Consider the following 18592-nt stretch of genomic DNA (forward strand, 5'->3'; position numbering starts at 1 on the left):
GTGGCTAAATTATGAAAAGAGTACTGCTCACAACCTTAACTACGGGCTCACGTATGGCGACATTCTGCCAGTGTATTGAGAGCCTACAGCAGCAAAATATCAATGATACATTTAGCATTGATATTTTGGTTGTTGAAAACAATAAAACTCACAATCAAGCGGTAGTTGAGGCGATTGCTCGGTATCAGCACACCCCTTTTACTATCCATCATCAATTGGAAACTACAGCAGGTATCCCTTTCGCACGTAATAACGGGTTACGCTTCGGTCAACAGCAAGGCTTTGATTATTTGGCTTTTGTTGATGATGACGCAATTGCCGATCCAAACTGGATCCAAACGTTATTTGTCGCCTTACAAAATAATCAGGTTCAAGTGACTACAGGGCCACAATTTCCAATTTATCCTGATGACACAGCAACATTATATACCGCAGCCAAGGTTTACCATGAACGTAAACTGGCAGATGGTGCTGCGCTTTCTTGGGCGGCAACCAATAACGTTTTGCTTGATTTACACTTCTTTGCGCAAAACCAATTAGCGTTTAATAACCAGCTGATTTTCGGTGGTGAAGATAAGGCATTGTTCCAACAAGTTGGTCGTCATGACGGCAAGATATTATGGGTACAAAATGCGATCATTAGTGAGTTTATTAGCCCAGAGCGTCTTAATGTGAAATGGGCGCTCAAGCGTCGTTTCCGTATTGGTGCCACCGAGTTTCAAATTGAATCTTGCATTAACTCTCCTGCAAAAAGCTATGCTCGCTGCCTATTCAAAGGCTCCGCTTACTTAGCAAAAGGCGCACTGATGTTACTGCCGGATGCATTACTGCCAAGCCGTAGCATCCTCAATTCCTTAGGCGATCTTACCCATGGCTGTGGGTTCTTTTACGGCTTATTTGCCAACGTTAAAAGCTACACTTGATCTGACTTATTACGAGATTCTATAGATGGCAAATCCAATTCAAGTTTCCGTTGTCATGGCGGCATGGAACTCTGCTCAATTTATTACTCAAGCCATTGATTCTGTTTTGCAGCAAACCGACGTTGAGCTTGAAGTGTTAGTGGTCGATGACGCATCAACCGACAATACCGTGGAAGTTGTCAGCAAACATCCCGACCCTCGGGTAAAAGTGCTCACTAGTGAACAAAATGGTGGGCCGGGTGCAGCGCGAAATATTGGTTTTCAAGCGGCACAAGGTGAATGGATTGCAGTGGTCGATTCTGATGACGCGATGCAACCAGAGCGCCTTTCTGTCATGCTAAAAATGGCAGCGAATGATACCGACATCATTATTGATAACTTCTGTGAACAAACCGCAGATGGTGTACAAACAACACCGATTTATAACCGTGCTGAATTACCTGTTGGCGACTTCAGCCTTGCCCACCTCATTGCAACCAATTTAATGTTCAGTGATGTACATTCAACAGGTTATGTGAAACCACTGTTTCGCAATGCGTTTATCAAACAACATCAAGTGCGATATTGGCCAGAAGTGAAGATTGGCGAAGACTATTATTTCTTGGCTAATTGCCTCGCTTTTGGTGCAAAAGCGCAAGTTGTCGATTACTGCGGCTATATTTATACCATTCGCGAAGGGTCTATCTCACGTGTCATTAATATCGAACATATCGATACCTTGCTGAAATATGACACCCAATTAGTTAATAGCTTTAACTTTGATGCCAGTGCGGTAAACGCTCAGCAATATCGCACTAAAAATATGAACACAGCGCGTAAATATTTAGAGATAGTTGCCAAGTTAAAGCACAAAGATCTTTCGGCATTTATCGACATGATTAAATATCCACACTCAGCATTATTATTATCGCTACCCGTAAAAAAGCGTCTCAATAGAGCACTTAACAAATAGGTTTTGTCATGAAAAAAACACTTCTTGCTAGCACATTACTTTTATTTTCTGGCTATAGCTTTGCCGCGCAACACGACACTTCATCTCACGTTGTTGATAAACAACACAAACGTTTAATATGGGCGGATGAGTTCAATTCAGGTACACGTCCGAACCCTAAAGATTGGACATACGAAACAAAGTTTATTCGTAATCAAGAAGATCAGTACTACACCACCAGCAGTAAAAACTCGCGTATTGAAAATGGAAACTTGGTGATTGAAGCGCTGAAAGAAACCGTACCAAATGCAGATTACAATCCCAACGGCACTCAGTGGTATCAACAACGTAAAGACGCCTATTACACCTCAGCCAGTTTAACCACCGCGGGAAAACATTCTTGGGTACATAAACGCGTTGAAGTACGCGCAAAACTACCGCAAGGGCGTGGCACATGGCCTGCTATTTGGCTACTCGGCGACAACATTAAAACCGTTGGCTGGCCTGCATGTGGTGAAATCGACATCATGGAGTATGTTGGCTACAACCCACACTTTGCATACTCTACGACCCATAAATCGGATCGTAACCAGACTTTAGGTAACTCCATACCAGGCGTGATCCAAGATGACAAATTAGAAGATGGTTTCCACACTTACGCAACAGAATGGGATAGTAATGAAGTTCGCTTCTACTACGATGGTAAGCTCTATCATACCCAGCAGCGTAACGGTGAAGCCTGGCCATTTGATAAGCCAATGTACCTGATTTTAAACCTCGCTATCGGTGGTGGCTGGGGGGGACAGAAAGGAATAGATAACTCTATTTTTCCACAGGAATTTTTAATCGATTATGTTCGTGTCTACGATCTGAAGTAACAAACTTTAAAGTCGCAAATAATGAAGTCTTTCGCATTTAAAAAGAAAGGTGCTCTATTTGCTGATATATGCATTAAGTCTTTAATAATATAGCAGTATAAAACGTGATAACTTTATATACATACTAGGATGTACGATGATAAAAAAATGTCTCTTTCCTGCCGCAGGCTACGGTACGCGCTTTTTACCCGCAACCAAATCAATGCCAAAAGAAATGATGCCCGTAGTTAACAAACCCTTGATTGAATATGGCGTAGATGAAGCAATCCAAGCAGGCATGAACCGCATTTGTATTGTGACAGGTCGTGGTAAAAACACCTTGATGGATCACTTTGATAAGAATTACGAGCTTGAGCATCAAATCAGTGGTACTAACAAAGAAGAGCTGTTAGTGGATATTCGCGACATCATTGATTCAGCGTACTTCACTTACATTCGTCAGCGCGAAATGAAAGGCTTAGGCCATGCGATTCTAACAGGACGTGAGCTTGTAGGTAACGACCCCTTTGCTGTCATACTTGCCGATGACCTTTGTGTAACCAATGAAGAACAACAAGGCGTGCTGGCGCAAATGGCTGAGCTTTATAAGCAATTTCGCTGCTCCATTGTTGCGGTTGAAGAAGTGCCAGAAGAAGAGACACATAAGTACGGCGTGATTTCAGGTCAAATGCTACGTGACGATCTATTCCGTGTTGATAACATGGTAGAAAAACCAGAGCCCGGCACTGCGCCAAGTAACTTAGCAATTATTGGTCGCTACATCCTTACGCCTGACATCTTTGACATTATTGAACAAACAGAGCCCGGTAAAGGTGGCGAAATCCAAATTACCGATGCCCTAATGCAACAAGCACAAACAGGCTGTGTATTAGCATATAAGTTTAAAGGTAAACGTTTTGACTGTGGTAGTGTTGAAGGCTATATCGATGCAACTAACTATTGTTTTGAGCATGTTTACAAAAAAGGTAAACATAAAGAGCTAGCCCAACAGAAAACTGGCAAGAAATAAACACACAATCCCGCTTAACCGCGGGATTTTTTTATCCATTTCACTGTGTTTTTACTCAGTATTTTTTGCTCATTATGATCCGCTGTGAAATACTAGTCGTTAAATAAAATAAAAGAATCATCACTGATATGGATAACATCGAAGTCAGGGGTGCTCGCACCCATAACCTTAAAAATATTAATCTAACGATCCCCCGCGATAAGCTCATCGTTATCACAGGGTTATCAGGTTCGGGGAAATCCTCTCTGGCTTTTGATACCTTATATGCGGAAGGCCAACGTCGTTATGTTGAATCTCTTTCTGCCTACGCGCGTCAGTTTTTATCCTTAATGGAAAAGCCTGATGTCGATCATATTGAAGGGCTTTCGCCTGCCATTTCCATCGAGCAGAAATCCACCTCGCACAACCCACGTTCAACCGTTGGTACGATTACCGAAATTTACGACTATCTACGTTTATTGTACGCCCGTGTCGGTGAGCCTCGCTGTCCAACCCATGACATTACGCTTGCAGCGCAAACTGTGAGTCAGATGGTCGACCAAGTCTTAGCCATGCCAGAAGGCAGTAAGCTAATGCTACTGGCACCTATCATTAAAGAGCGTAAAGGTGAGCACGTAAAAACGCTGGCGAACTTAGCTGCACAAGGTTATATCCGCGCCCGTATTGATGGTGAAGTTTGCGATCTTTCCGATCCACCAACATTAGAACTACATAAAAAACATACCATTGAAGTGGTCGTTGATCGCTTCAAAGTTCGTGACGATCTACAGATCCGCTTAGCCGAATCTTTTGAAACCGCTTTAGAGCTATCAGGCGGTAATGTAGTGATAGCACCGATGTCCGGTGAAGAAGGTGAAGAGCAGGTATTTTCTGCCAATTTTGCCTGTCCACACTGTGGTTATAGTATGCAAGAGCTTGAACCACGCCTGTTCTCGTTTAACAATCCAGCCGGTGCCTGTGGTACTTGTGATGGGCTTGGTGTTCAGCAGTACTTCGATCCCGAACGGGTGATTCAAAATGGCGAATTAAGTTTATCTGGCGGCGCTATACGCGGCTGGGATAAACGTAATTTTTACTATTTCCAAATGCTTAAATCACTTTCTGAGCATTATAAGTTTGACGTTGAAGCACCCTTTGATTCGCTATCGAAGAAAATCAAAGAAGTCATTTTAAACGGTTCTGGCAATACAGAGATCGAGTTTAAATACATCAACGATCGTGGTGATATTACCGTAAGACGCCATCCATTTGAGGGGATCCTCAATAATATGGAACGTCGTTACCGTGAAACCGAATCTAACTCAGTAAGAGAAGAGCTCGCAAAGTTTGTTTCGACTAAGCCTTGTTCAAGCTGTCATGGTTCGCGCCTACGCCAAGAAGCACGCCACGTGTTTATTGGTGAAACCAACTTGCCACAAATCTGTGAAATGAGCATTAGCGGCGCACACCAATTCTTCGATGAGCTAGCTTTAACAGGGCAACGGGCGCAAATTGCAGAAAAGATCTTAAAAGAAATCAACGAGCGTTTAAGTTTCTTAATCAATGTTGGCTTAAACTACCTGAGCCTATCTCGTAGTGCAGATACTTTATCTGGCGGTGAAGCACAACGTATTCGTCTTGCCAGCCAAATTGGTGCAGGGCTTGTGGGCGTGATGTACGTTTTAGATGAGCCTTCCATTGGTCTCCACCAGCGTGATAACGAACGACTACTCAAAACCTTAATTCATCTTCGTGATTTAGGGAATACCGTGATTGTGGTTGAGCACGATGAAGATGCCATTCGTGCTGCAGATTATGTGATTGATATTGGCCCTGGTGCGGGTGTTCACGGTGGTAATATCATTGCGCAAGGTGGCGTTAAAGATATCTTAAAATCAAAAGAATCATTAACAGGACAATACCTCAGCGGTAAAAAAGCAATTGAAATTCCTGCAGAGCGAACACCGTTTGATCCCGAAAAAACCGTCAAACTACTGGGCGCTACCGGTAACAACCTAAAAGATGTCAATGTTGAAATCCCTGTTGGTTTATTTACCTGTATTACCGGTGTTTCTGGCTCAGGAAAATCAACACTTATTAACGATACCTTCTTTGAAATTGCTCATCACAAATTAAATGGTGCAACAACTGGCACACCTGCGCCGTATCGTGAGATCCAAGATCTAGAACATTTCGATAAGGTTATCGACATTAACCAAAGCCCGATTGGTCGTACTCCGCGTTCAAATCCTGCCACTTATACCGGTATTTTCACCCCTATTCGTGAGCTTTTTTCAGGCACTCAAGAAGCCCGTTCCCGTGGTTATAAACCAGGGCGTTTTAGTTTTAACGTTCGTGGTGGTCGCTGTGAAGCCTGCCAAGGTGATGGTGTTATTAAAGTTGAAATGCATTTTCTTCCCGATGTTTATGTCCCTTGTGATGCCTGTAAAGGAAAACGTTATAACCGTGAAACCTTAGAGATCCGCTACAAAGGTAAAACCATTGATGAAGTGTTAGAGCTTACGGTTGAAGATGCACGAGAATTCTTTGATCCGGTTCCCGCTATTGCAAGAAAGTTACAAACCTTAATGGATGTTGGTTTATCGTATATTCGTTTAGGTCAAGCGGCGACAACCTTATCAGGCGGTGAAGCACAACGTGTAAAACTCGCAAAAGAGTTATCGAAACGCGATACCGGAAAGACACTTTATATTCTGGATGAGCCAACAACCGGACTACACTTCCACGATATTCAGCAGCTATTAACAGTGCTGCATAAATTGCGTGATAAAGGTAATACCATTGTGGTGATCGAACATAACTTAGACGTAATAAAAACCGCAGATTGGATCATCGATCTTGGTCCAGAAGGCGGTAGTGGTGGTGGCGAGATCATTGCAACAGGAACACCTGAAGATGTAGCTAAAGTAAAAGGCTCACATACAGCAAGGTTCCTTAAACCGCTACTAGGTTAGAATATGAAAACACGCTAACATATGATAACAGGCTGATTTTACTCAGCCTGTTTGCTTATTCATACTCAGGAACAACCATGACAGTGTTACAACTCGAAGGTACCAGATTAGAACAGAAACGGATTTCTAAACCATTGGTACGCTATTTCCTTGCAACAATCGGTGTTATTTTCATTGTTGCGATGCACTACTTCCAACACAATCCAGGTGGTTCAGGGCTTGAACTCTCGTTTAATGCTGCAGTTTGGATCCCTTTTAGTTTTGCTATCTCCTTCGGCTTACTTGAAATTTGTCGCCAACAAATCTGGCGTTATTCACGCCTGACACTATTATTGTTTGCTTGTTGTGTACTGCTGACTCTCCCCATTTTTTATTCCAATGCTGATGCTGGAGCGGCGTTTAATCGCTTGTTTACCTTATGGGCTGGATTTCTGTTTTTTGTCAGCTTGCAGCAATTCGTCTTTACCCACCAGCAACGCCAACGTTTGTTATGGTTTATTTTAATTGGGGTACTCATTGAAGCCATATTTGCGTGGTATCAATACCTTTGGATCCCGGCAAAAAACCCTATTGGCTATGACACTATCGCTAACCGCCCTTATGGTATTTTCCAGCAACCGAATGTGATGGCAAGCTTTCTTGCAACTGGACTCGTGATTAGTACTTACTTATTAGCACGTATCCCGTTATATCGCGGTAAATGGTCCTGGCTTCATATCACTTTGCTGATCACACCTATGCTAACGATTCCAATGTTAGTGGTGTTGAACTCTCGTACAGGTTGGCTAGGCGCAATTATCGGCGTAATACTAATGCTGCCATATTTACGTCGCTTTGCCGCAAAACAAGCACAACGTTTATGGTTGTTAATGGTTACATTAGGGCTTTGTTTGGCATGGAATATTTCATCTACAGAGAATTGGTCACCTAAAAACAACAGCGTAACTGTTGCTGGTGATGGTCGAGGAGTTATATATCCACAAGCCTATGACATGTTTACTACTAAACCACTTACAGGTTATGGGTATGGTAAATTTGAAGCCGCTTACATCACGCAAACCGCGTTATGGCACAATGAAGATCCAGCACAACATGCAGGTGTTCCTAGCTTAGATCACCCACATAACGAGTTACTTTTCTGGGCAGACGAAGGCGGTATAGTCCCACTTATCGGCTTATTGCTTGCTGCATTTGCGGTAATGGTAAAAATAAGAAAAGCGCCTAATGGTACCCAGTTAGCCTTAATAGGATTGTTTTTCCCTATCGTTCTGCATACCCAACTTGAGTATCCTTTCTACCATTCATTAGTCCATTGGCTGATCTTTATCATACTGATATTTTGGGTAGATAACCTCACCACCAAATATCATCGCCAATCATTAAGCTACGTACTAGGGCTGAAAGTTTTCGCACTTATTGTACCAATTTTTATCTCTAGCTTTATGATAACGACCCTGTATTCAGGTTGGCAGTTAACTAAATTTGAAACCACTCGACCAGTAAATATTGAATACTTACTTAAGGTGAATAATCCATGGTCGTGGAAAAACCGTTTTGATTGGGATTTACAACTGACCCAACTGCAACTCGGAATTAGCAGTAATAAGCCAGCACTAATTGAAGACTATATTCAATGGGCAACCGAGAAAGCGAAAACGTGGCCGCGACCAGCGCTGTATCAAAACCTGATCCTTGCTTACGATGCCCTCGGCAATAAAGAGCAAGCATCACAAATCAGAGATGAAGCGCTGTTCTTATTCCCATCTTTAAATTTTGAGCAGCAAAACAGCGAAGCAAAGGCAACGTCTGCTGCTAAATAACCATAAAAAATGGCTACCCAATTGGTAGCCATTTTTATTTACTCATCAATAAATTACTTCAATGTGGTTTCTAGCGCTTTTAAGCACAGCGCAACATTTTCACTTCTCGCACCATAGCCCATCAAACCGATACGCCACGCTTTACCTGCCAACGCACCTAAACCTGCTCCGATTTCCAAGTTGTAACGTTGCAGCAACTCATTACGTACCTCAGCATCATCAACGCCTTCAGGGATATAAACCGCATTGAGTTGGGGTAAACGTGAGGTTTCTTCTACCACAAATTTGATACCAAGCTTTTCAAGCCCAACTTTAAGCTCTTCATGGACATTTCGATGGCGCTGCCATGCATTTTCTAACCCTTCGTTTTGCAATAATACCAAGGCTTCATGCAACGCATATAAACTGTTTACAGGTGCAGTGTGGTGATAGCTACGCTTACCTTCACCACTCCAATAACCTAGCACCAAACTTTGATCTAAAAACCAACTTTGTACTTTGGTTTTACGTTGCTGGATCTTATCAATCGCCTTTTGAGAAAACGTTAATGGCGATAACCCCGGCGTACAGGACAAACACTTTTGGCTACCTGAATAAACCGCATCTAATTGCCACTCGTCCACCAGCAAAGGAACACCACCAAGTGATGTCACCGCATCAACAATCGTTAAGCAATCATGTTTACGGGCAATTTTTGCAAGTGTTTTCGCATCACTCAATGCGCCGGTTGAGGTTTCGGCATGTACAAAAGCAACAATTTTAATTTCAGGATCGTTTTGTAACGCTTGCTCCACTAAATCAGGATCAACCGCCGCCCCCCATTCGTTATCCACAACGATAGCAACACCACCACAACGCTCGACATTTTCCCGCATCCGTTCCCCGAAAACGCCATTACGGCAAACTAGTACTTTATCCCCAGCTTCAACGAGATTAACAAAGCAGGCTTCCATTCCTGCACTACCTGGCGCTGAAACAGCGATGGTAAAGGCATTTTGGGTTTGAAAGGCATATTGCAACAATTGTTTTAATTCATCCATCATGCCGATAAATAATGGATCAAGGTGCCCTACCGTAGGACGACTAAGCGCTTGTAATACTTGCGGATAAATATCTGATGGTCCCGGCCCCATGAGGGTTCGATGCGGTGGGATAAAGCTGGTAATTGTCATTCTTTTGCTCCGTAAAGTCATTGTCCCTGTCGATATTTTTATGTGGAACGCGTTGCTATCTATTTTAGAGTATTAGAGCCCCTTCATTGGTGCAAGCGACCTATACCGATCCCATGACACACATTGACGAAATATCATATGTAAATAAATTGTCATATTCCATTTGACAACAGGGTGATGAATCTTATTCAATAAGATGATATTTTATTCAAGCACTTATTATTCAAACAGTACGACTTTAAACGGAAGAGGAGCGTTACCTAGGTATCATAATGACAGGACCCCATCCAATCGCCATTATGAGAGGGAGAGTAACGCCGAGGTATAACTGATTAGGGGATGAGTTATATCGGCTATGAAGGTTGAATCCTTCTAGCTGTCACCAAGGTCAATGATTGACATTGGTGGGGAGCTTCTGGGTGAGTGACTATTCACCTCTTATGCTCTCCTGACAGGATGTCGGGAATACTCCCGAAAAAATAGCCTACCTTGTGATGTGTTTACTATTTAGGGAGAAATTAATTATGGACAAGGCTGCAACACATTCAGATTCACTCACTGTCGCAAAATTTGGCGGTACCAGTGTTGCTGATTACACCGCAATGAGCCGAAGTGCTGCCATTGTTATTGCTAATCCAGACACTAAAATTGTGTTAATCAGCGCCTGCTCTGGTGTCACGAATATTCTGGTAGAACTTGCCAATGGCGTGAGCGATTCAACGACCCGCCAACAACGCATTCAGACACTGACCCAAACCCACCAAGATGTTCTTGATCAACTTCAGCACCCAGAAAATATTCAAGACGCTATTTACGGCCTACTTGATAACATCGCAACCTTAGCTGAACATGCGGCATCAACAACCTCTGCACAATTGACCGATCAAATTGTTAGCCATGGCGAGCTGCTTTCAACCCATCTTTTTAGTCAAATATTAGTCGAGCTAAACGCCCCAGCTGTACGTGTAGATATTCGTTCCATCATGCGTACTGATGATCAATTTGGTAAAGCGATCCCACAGCCAGAAACCATTAAGCAATTAGCGACTGAGCAATTATTACCACTATTAGACAATAATATCGTGGTATCACAGGGCTTTATTGGATCAAACAGCCAAGGTGTTACGACAACACTTGGTCGTGGGGGGAGTGACTATAGTGCCGCTTTAATCGCAGAAGCCGTAAATGCTAGCACATTAGAGATTTGGACTGACGTACCGGGTTTATACACTACCGACCCACGTATTACATCAGCCGCGAAACCGATCAAAGAGATCAGTTTTAGTGAAGCTTCTGAAATGGCAAACTTTGGTGCTAAAATTTTACACCCATCAACCCTAGTACCTGCTGTTCGTCAACAGATCCCAGTATTTGTAGGTTCATCAAAAGCACCAGAGCAAGGCGGTACTTGGATCAGACAATCCGTTGAAGAAGCGCCACTATTTAGAGCACTCGCATTACGTGCCAACCAAACCATGGTGACACTTACTAGCTTAAATATGTTCCATGCATATGGCTTTTTAGCAGAAGTCTTTCGTATCTTGGCTGAACATAAAATCTCAGTTGATCTCATCACAACCTCAGAGGTCAGCGTTTCACTTACCTTAGATCAAACCGATACTGGTGGCGGTGCGCCAACGCTTCCGCTTCAAGTCGTTGAAGAATTAAGCCAATTATGTGTGGTTGACGTCGAGCAAGGGCTATCACTGGTTGCACTTATCGGTAACCAAATGAGTGATACGAAAGGCTCAGCCAAAGATATCTTTGGCGCGCTAGAAGATCATAACCTTCGTATGATTTGCTACGGTGCTAGCCCACATAATTTATGTTTCTTAATTAATGAAGATGAAGCTAAAGACGTGGTTCGCACACTGCACGCATCTTTGTTGGAATAAGCTCTTTCTAACTAACCCAAATAAAGTTCCGATAAACAAAAAGGCGCATTGAGCGCCTTTTTTATTCACTATCGATTAAGCATTAAAGATTTGGGCCTAACCATTTCTCAGCTTCGATCAAATCCCAACCTTTTCGATCGGCATAACTTTCTAACTGATCTTGCTGGATCTGAGCAACCGCAAAGTAACGAGAATCAGGATGTGAGAAATACCATCCCGAAACGGCAGCACCAGGCCACATTGCGTAACTTTCCGTTAGTACCATGCCAGTATTTTTCTCAGCATCAAGTAACTGCCAAATAGCACCTTTTTCGGTATGCTCAGGACATGCGGCGTAACCAGGTGCAGGACGAATACCTTGATACTTTTCTCGGATCAAATCGTCATTATTCAGATTTTCATCAGCTGCATAGCCCCAAATATCTTTACGTACCATTTCATGCATACATTCAGCAAAGGCTTCCGCTAATCGATCCGCAACAGCCTGTACCATAATGGCATTGTAATCATCACCTTTTGCTTTAAATTGCTCAGCAATGTCATATTCACCAATCCCACCTGTTACCGCAAAAGCGCCAATCCAATCAGCCTTGCCGCTCTCTTTAGGCGCAATATAGTCAGATAAACAATAGTTAGGACCTTTCGGCTTTTTGGTTTGCTGACGTAAACCATGCAGCACAGTTAAAACATCAGTTCGGCTATCGTCTGTGTACACTTCAATATCATCACCGACATTATTGGCAGGGAATAAACCACACACACCGTTAGCTTTAATCATGCCTGTTTTCTCGATCTCATCTAAGATTTTATTAGCATCATTAAACAACTTAGTCGCTTCTTCACCCACAACTTCATGACGAAGAATCGTTGGGTATTTACCACTTAATGACCACGTCATGAAAAATGGCGTCCAATCGATATACTTACGAATTTCAGCTACAGGGAAATCAGTGAAGGTGTGAACACCGGCTTTTTTCGGTACTGGCGGCGTATAATTTTGCCAATCAATATTAACCGCATTAGCACGTGCTTCTTCTAACGAAATAGGTGCGGTACGTGGTTTCTTACGCGCATGTTGTTCACGTACCACATCGTACTCTTGGTTTAAACGCTCAACAAACGCTGGCTTTTGTTCATCAGACAATAACGCAGAACAAACACCTACTGCGCGTGATGCATTAGATACATACACTACTGGCTGATTGTAGTTTTGCTCAATCTTAACCGCCGTGTGGGCTTTAGAAGTTGTTGCACCACCGATAAGCAAAGGGATATCAAATCCTTGTCGCTCCATTTCTTTGGCAACATGGACCATTTCATCAAGCGATGGCGTGATCAAACCCGACAAGCCAATAATATCGACGTTTTCTTCTTTGGCGACTTTTAGAATTTTATCGCATGACACCATCACTCCAAGATCGATAATCTCGTAGTTATTACATTGCAGTACAACGCCGACTATATTCTTACCAATATCGTGAACATCGCCTTTAACGGTTGCTAGAAGTATTTTACCGTTGGTTTGTCCAGCCTGCTTTTCAGCATCAATATACGGCTCTAAATAGGCAACAGCTTGCTTCATGACTCGAGCCGATTTTACGACTTGCGGTAAGAACATCTTACCTTCACCAAATAGATCACCAACGACGTTCATCCCAGCCATTAATGGCCCTTCGATCACTTCGAGTGGTTTACTGGCTTTCTGACGAGATTCTTCAGTATCTTCAACAATAAATTCGGTTATACCTTTAACTAGCGCATGCTCTAAACGCTTTTCAACTGGCCATCCGCGCCATTCTGCAGCGCTGCGATCTTCTTCAACATTACCGCTATCTCTGTATTTAGCGGCAATGTCTAATAAGCGCTCTGTACTATCATCACGGCGATTAAGCACAACGTCTTCAACCGCATCGCGTAATTCATCAGGCAGATCATCATAAATTGCAAGCTGACCTGCATTGACAATCCCCATATCCATACCGTTTTTAAAACAGTAATAAAGAAAAACAGCATGGATCGCTTCACGAACTGCGTTGTTACCACGGAAAGAGAACGAAACATTCGACACCCCGCCTGATACCATGGCATACGGCAGCGTACGTTTGATATCCCCTACCGCTTCAATAAAATCAACGGCGTAATTGTTGTGCTCTTCAATACCTGTCGCAACAGCAAAAATATTAGGATCAAAAATAATATCTTCAGGTGGAAAGCCGACTTCATCAACCAACACACGATAAGCATTAGTACAAATTTCAATTTTACGTTCGCGAGTATCCGCCTGACCAACTTCATCAAATGCCATTACGATAATCGCTGCACCATAACGACGAAGTAATTTCGCTTGAGTGATAAAGTTATCTTTACCTTCCTTCATCGAGATAGAGTTAACAACAGGCTTTCCTTGTACACATTTAAGCCCTGCTTCTAACACTTCCCATTTAGAAGAATCAACCATAATAGGCACTTTTGATATTTCGGGCTCTGTAGCACAAAGGTTTAAAAAGCGTACCATTGCAGCCTTCGCATCAAGCATCCCCTCATCCATATTAATATCGATGATTTGAGCCCCAGCCTCTACTTGCTGACGAGCAACCTCTAATGCTTCATCATAAAGCTCTTCTTTGATTAGGCGCTTAAATCGAGCCGAGCCTGTCACATTGGTACGTTCACCAACGTTAATAAATAAGGTATCAGCATCAATCGTTAACGGCTCTAACCCTGATAAACGGCAAGCAATAGGAATATCAGGTAATTGGCGAGGTTTTAGATTTTGAGTCGCTTCATACATGTGGCGGATATGCTCTGGCGTAGTACCACAGCAGCCCCCCACCATATTGAGAAAACCACTTTTCGCCCACTCGCGGATATGTTCTGCCATTTCTTCAGCTTCAAGATCATATTCGCCGAAGGCATTAGGTAAACCCGCATTTGGGTGAGCTGAAACAGCACATTCTGAAATACGCGATAACTCTTCAACATACTGACGTAATTCATCGGGCCCAAGCGCACAGTTCAAACCAAAGGAAATAGGTTTAACATGACGTAATGAGTTATAAAACGCTTCCGTTGTTTGTCCAGAAAGAGTACGTCCCGAGGCATCTGTTATGGTGCCTGAAATCATCACTGGTAGTTCAAAACCCAATTCTTCAAAAACCCCAGAAACAGCAAAAGCGCAAGCTTTAGCATTCAAGGTATCAAAGATAGTTTCAAGCAAGATAATATCGGCGCCACCTCGAATTAAGGCATGTGTCGATTCGGAATAGGCTTCAACTAGTTCATCAAAGGTAACATTACGATAGCCAGGATCGTTAACATCAGGAGAGATAGAGCAAGTACGGTTTGTCGGTCCTAAAACACCGGCAACAAAACGTGGTTTTTCTGGTGTTTTAGCGGTCCATTCATCAGCAGCAAGACGAGCGAGACGCGCTGCTTCATAGTTAATTTCCGCGCTCAACGATTCCATGTCGTAATCCGCCATCGCAATCGTTGTAGCATTAAAAGTGTTGGTTTCTAGAATATCCGCCCCGGCTTCTAAATACGCGAGGTGAATATCTTTAATCAGCTGGGGTTGGGTTAATACTAAAAGATCATTATTCCCTTTTAGATCAGAATGCCAATCAGCAAATCGTTGACCTCGATAATCATCTTCTTCCAATTTATAACCTTGGATCATGGTGCCCATGCCACCATCAATGATCAGGATTTGCTCTTCCAACCGCTTATGCAGTAATTCCTTGCTGTTTAACACGTCACTACATCCTTATAATCCATTACAGCTTTGTAACATCCTACCACACTTCAATTGGGGATAAAGAAAGCTAAATATAATTTACACAACAAAAGCTTTTCAAAATAAAACAAATTATCAGTAGCCATTAATTACTGATGGTTTTACTATTTCGTCACAAGTTTTCTAACAACCCACCAATCTAGAGGTTACGCATGTCGGTCTATAGCACACTCTGCTTTCTGGCTGCAGCAGCAATGCTTATTGCTTTTGTAAACAGTAAAATAGGTAAGATGCAAACAACCATTGCCATCACTGCCGGATCATTAATCCTGTCACTATTGATCATCATTGCGGGACACAACGGTTGGTTCCATCTTGAAGATGTTGCCGCGACTCAAATCAGCAAAATAAACTTTGAAGATTTCCTATTAAAAGGCATTTTAGGCTTCTTATTATTTGCTGGCGGCTTAGGTATCAAGTTACCCCATCTTGAAGATCAAAAGTGGGAAATTACCGTATTAGCACTGGGCGCCACTTTATTCTCCACCTTTTTTATTGGCTTCAGTTTATGGGGGATCTGCCAGTTAATCGGAATTCAACTAGATCTGATTTACTGTTTACTCTTTGGTGCATTGATTTCCCCTACCGATCCTATTGCTGTATTGGCCATCGTTAAGAAAATGAATGCGCCTCGCCGTATTTCGACTCAAATCGAAGGCGAGTCTTTATTTAATGATGGGTTTGGCCTCGTTATCTTCGTCACCATGTTTACCATTGCTTTTGGTGATACCGCACCAACAGTGATGGGCGTAACCCAGCTATTCTTACAAGAAGCGATTGGTGGCATTGCTTACGGCTTTATTCTTGGTCTAGTTTTCCACTACCTCATTAGCTCAACCAATGATCACTCTATGGAATTACTGCTTACTATCGGTATTCCAACCGCAGGTTATGCTTTAGCAGAAGTTCTTCATGTTTCAGGCCCACTTGCTATGGTGGTATCTGGGATCATGATTGGTAACTGGACCCGTTATATTGGCTTTTCAAAAGAAAGTGAAGAGCACCTAGATCACTTCTGGGAATTGGTTGATGAATTCCTAAATGGGGTCTTATTCCTGTTAATTGGTATGACCATGCTTGGTTTTAGCTTCCACCAAGAAGACTGGATCCTAATGATTATTGCCGTACCTTTAGTTCTTCTAAGCCGTTACATCAGTGTCAAACTGCCATATGTGGGCTTCAATCGCTACCGCCAGTACAATCCAATGTCAGTCAAGATCCTCACTTGGGGTGGCTTACGCGGAGGTTTAGCATTAGCAATGGCAATGGCTATTCCTGCTGGAGTCATGGTAATTCCAGAGAAGGGGATCGATGTGCGAGAAATCATCCTCGTAATGACATATTCAGTGGTTGTATTCTCGATCCTGATCCAAGGTTCAACCATTACCCCATTAATTGAAAAAGCCAAGCTTTGGGAATTAAAAAATAAATAAGTAATTATTCCATCAACAAAAAAGCCTGCACTTCAATGCAGGCTTTTTTATTATTCGTCTTTCGTAAAACTCGCTTCGGAGAAGTGCTCTAAATCGTAAGGCGTTTGCTGATATACACAATAGTTTAACCAATTACTAAATAGTAAATGACCATGACTACGCCAACTTGCAATAGGTGCATTCGAAGGATCATTCTCAGGATAATAGTTCACAGGTACTGCTGGCTCCATCCCTTGTTCACTATCTCGTACAAACTCATTATGCAATGTATCTACATCATATTCTGGATGCCCCGTTACGAATACATTACGTTTATCTTTTGTCGCTGCTAAATACACTCCTGCCTGCTCTGAAGTCGCTAATATATCAAGATCAGTATGTTTAGTTAAATAATCATGAGAGAAGTCAGCATAGCGAGAATGGGGGGCAAAGAAAGTATCATCAAACCCTCGTAGTACCGGGTGATGACAATCATGAATTCGATGTTGATAAACACCTGATAATTTCTCTTTTCGTGTACGCTTCGGCAAGTCATAGAGCAGTTTGAGCCCAGCTTGAGCAGCCCAACAAACAAACATAGTTGATGTTACATGCTCTTTCGCCCAATTCATGATGATTTGAATTTCTTCCCAATAAAGCACATCTTCAAATTGAACTAAACCTAACGGCGCTCCCGTTACAATCAATCCATCAAAGTTACGTTGCTTCACCATTTCAAACTGACGATAAAAAGTATCTAAGTGTTCTTGAGGAGTATTTTTTGTTGGACGATTATCGATTCGTAATAGCTCTACATCTACTTGAATTGGGCTATTGGATAATAAGCGTAAGAACTGTGTCTCTGTCTCAATTTTTTTTGGCATTAAATTTAATAATAATACCTTCAACGGACGGATCCCCTGGCTAGCAGCACGCTTCTCTGTCATCACAAAGATATTTTCACTGCGCAGAATATCAGTAGCAGGTAGGCGATCAGGTATTTTTATTGGCATCTTTGTTGACTCCTTTCGACACAAGATGTTTAGCCGTCTAAACTTCCATCAACGTTATAGAAAAAGAAAGGCAGACGCAAGTTTAGTGCAAAATAATAACATAATAGATAAATATAGAGATAAAGAGATATGGGAAATATGAGGGCTTATAAACGAGAAAACCCAGCCGAAGGCTGGGTTTTAAAATAAGATTTAGCGATGTCCTACTCTCACATGGGGAGGCCCCACACTACCATCGGCGCTACAACGTTTCACTTCTGAGTTCGGCATGGGATCAGGTGGGACCGCTGTGCTATGGTCGCTAAACAAATAAATGGTGCTAGTACCCAGATTTGAACTGGGGACCTCACCCTTACCAAGGGTGCGCTCTACCAACTGAGCCATACCAGCACACAAAGCTTGTATGAAAGCTGCTTATGCAACATTCTAAATTTGAAGCCTGGCGATGTCCTACTCTCACATGGGGAGACCCCACACTACCATCGGCGCTATTACGTTTCACTACTGAGTTCGGCATGGGATCAGGTGGGTCCATAATGCTATGGTCGCCAAGCAAATTCGGTTTATTTATTGTCATCGACAATAAATAGCAATCTGGGAAAAGTTAACTAGTGTTCTCTACACGTTCAAGTGTACTTGGAGTCCGCGTTTCTCTTGACGAGATAAAAACCCCTTGGGTGTTGTATGGTTAAGCCTCACGGGCAATTAGTATCGGTTAGCTCAATGCCTCGCAGCACTTACACACCCGACCTATCAACGTTGTAGTCTTCAACAACCCTTTAGAGACCTTAA

General features: G+C 42.6%; 11 protein-coding genes, 1 tRNA gene, 3 rRNA genes and 1 riboswitch. Of the genes, 8 read left to right on the forward strand and 7 right to left on the reverse strand.

Annotated features, from left to right (window positions below; genetic code table 11):
• Positions 1-11: 11 nt before the first annotated feature.
• From C9J41_RS09880 to C9J41_RS09905, 6 genes are all read left to right on the forward strand, one after another.
• Complete coding sequence (locus C9J41_RS09880; protein WP_107206490.1) at positions 12-923, forward strand: glycosyltransferase; 912 nt, start codon at positions 12-14, stop codon at positions 921-923.
• Between the two features lie 25 nt (positions 924-948).
• Complete coding sequence (locus C9J41_RS09885) at positions 949-1875, forward strand: glycosyltransferase family 2 protein (protein WP_107246272.1); 927 nt, start codon at positions 949-951, stop codon at positions 1873-1875.
• An 8-nt stretch (positions 1876-1883) separates the two neighbouring features.
• Positions 1884-2732, forward strand: a complete 849-nt coding sequence (locus tag C9J41_RS09890) for a glycoside hydrolase family 16 protein (RefSeq protein WP_107206488.1) — start codon at positions 1884-1886, stop codon at positions 2730-2732.
• Between the two features lie 136 nt (positions 2733-2868).
• Entirely contained in the window at positions 2869-3741 is an 873-nt protein-coding gene (galU, locus tag C9J41_RS09895) for a UTP--glucose-1-phosphate uridylyltransferase GalU (protein ID WP_107287258.1), read from the forward strand.
• Positions 3742-3869: 128 nt separating this feature from the next.
• Positions 3870-6695 carry an excinuclease ABC subunit UvrA gene (uvrA, locus tag C9J41_RS09900; RefSeq protein WP_105061062.1) on the forward strand — a complete coding sequence of 942 codons (2826 nt, stop codon included), beginning with the start codon at positions 3870-3872 and terminating at the stop codon, positions 6693-6695.
• Between the two features lie 77 nt (positions 6696-6772).
• Positions 6773-8515: a PglL family O-oligosaccharyltransferase gene (locus C9J41_RS09905; protein WP_107294503.1), complete on the forward strand. Its 1743-nt coding sequence runs from the start codon at positions 6773-6775 to the stop codon at positions 8513-8515.
• 53 nt (positions 8516-8568) lie between these two features.
• On the opposite strand, the gene C9J41_RS09910 is transcribed toward C9J41_RS09905, so the two are convergent.
• On the reverse strand, positions 8569-9687 hold the full coding sequence (locus C9J41_RS09910) for an alanine--glyoxylate aminotransferase family protein (protein ID WP_107294504.1): 1119 nt from the start codon (positions 9685-9687) through the stop codon (positions 8569-8571).
• 238 nt (positions 9688-9925) lie between these two features.
• Positions 9926-10110, forward strand: a riboswitch (Lysine riboswitch).
• Positions 10111-10211: 101 nt separating this feature from the next.
• On the opposite strand from C9J41_RS09910, the gene lysC reads away from it, so the two are divergent.
• Positions 10212-11582 (forward strand): lysine-sensitive aspartokinase 3, encoded by a 1371-nt coding sequence (gene lysC / locus C9J41_RS09915; RefSeq protein WP_107246265.1) that lies wholly within the window; start codon positions 10212-10214, stop codon positions 11580-11582.
• A gap of 82 nt (positions 11583-11664) precedes the next feature.
• Here lysC and metH read toward each other — a convergent pair whose 3' ends face one another.
• Complete coding sequence (gene metH, locus C9J41_RS09920) at positions 11665-15333, reverse strand: methionine synthase (protein WP_107294505.1); 3669 nt, start codon at positions 15331-15333, stop codon at positions 11665-11667.
• A 194-nt stretch (positions 15334-15527) separates the two neighbouring features.
• Between metH and C9J41_RS09925 the strand changes: the two genes are divergently transcribed.
• The gene (locus tag C9J41_RS09925) at positions 15528-16808 is read left to right on the forward strand and encodes a sodium:proton antiporter (protein ID WP_107294506.1); all 1281 of its coding nucleotides are present in this window, start codon (positions 15528-15530) and stop codon (positions 16806-16808) included.
• Between the two features lie 50 nt (positions 16809-16858).
• On the opposite strand, the gene metA is transcribed toward C9J41_RS09925, so the two are convergent.
• The 5 genes from metA to C9J41_RS09950 all read right to left on the reverse strand — a co-directional run.
• Positions 16859-17800, reverse strand: coding sequence for a homoserine O-succinyltransferase (metA, locus tag C9J41_RS09930; RefSeq protein ID WP_045185647.1), 942 nt, complete (start codon positions 17798-17800; stop codon positions 16859-16861).
• A 190-nt stretch (positions 17801-17990) separates the two neighbouring features.
• Positions 17991-18106, reverse strand: a 5S ribosomal RNA gene (gene rrf, locus C9J41_RS09935).
• A gap of 8 nt (positions 18107-18114) precedes the next feature.
• Positions 18115-18190, reverse strand: a tRNA-Thr gene (locus C9J41_RS09940).
• A gap of 47 nt (positions 18191-18237) precedes the next feature.
• Positions 18238-18353: ribosomal RNA gene (gene rrf / locus C9J41_RS09945) — 5S ribosomal RNA — on the reverse strand.
• Between the two features lie 131 nt (positions 18354-18484).
• A 23S ribosomal RNA gene (locus C9J41_RS09950) occupies positions 18485-18592 on the reverse strand; the annotation flags it as partial.

Origin of the sequence: Photobacterium sp. GB-50 (assembly GCF_003026755.1) — a bacterium.
Taxonomy (GTDB): Bacteria; Pseudomonadota; Gammaproteobacteria; order Enterobacterales; family Vibrionaceae; genus Photobacterium.

Coding starts and splice junctions, on each gene's coding strand:
- metA (WP_045185647.1), bottom strand. CDS start 17,800: ATGCCAATAAAAATACCTGATCGCCTACCTGCTACTGATATTCTGCGC.
- C9J41_RS09890 (WP_107206488.1), top strand. CDS start 1,884: ATGAAAAAAACACTTCTTGCTAGCACATTACTTTTATTTTCTGGCTAT.
- C9J41_RS09885 (WP_107246272.1), top strand. CDS start 949: ATGGCAAATCCAATTCAAGTTTCCGTTGTCATGGCGGCATGGAACTCT.
- uvrA (WP_105061062.1), top strand. CDS start 3,870: ATGGATAACATCGAAGTCAGGGGTGCTCGCACCCATAACCTTAAAAAT.
- galU (WP_107287258.1), top strand. CDS start 2,869: ATGATAAAAAAATGTCTCTTTCCTGCCGCAGGCTACGGTACGCGCTTT.
- C9J41_RS09925 (WP_107294506.1), top strand. CDS start 15,528: ATGTCGGTCTATAGCACACTCTGCTTTCTGGCTGCAGCAGCAATGCTT.
- C9J41_RS09905 (WP_107294503.1), top strand. CDS start 6,773: ATGACAGTGTTACAACTCGAAGGTACCAGATTAGAACAGAAACGGATT.
- lysC (WP_107246265.1), top strand. CDS start 10,212: ATGGACAAGGCTGCAACACATTCAGATTCACTCACTGTCGCAAAATTT.
- C9J41_RS09910 (WP_107294504.1), bottom strand. CDS start 9,687: ATGACAATTACCAGCTTTATCCCACCGCATCGAACCCTCATGGGGCCG.
- C9J41_RS09880 (WP_107206490.1), top strand. CDS start 12: ATGAAAAGAGTACTGCTCACAACCTTAACTACGGGCTCACGTATGGCG.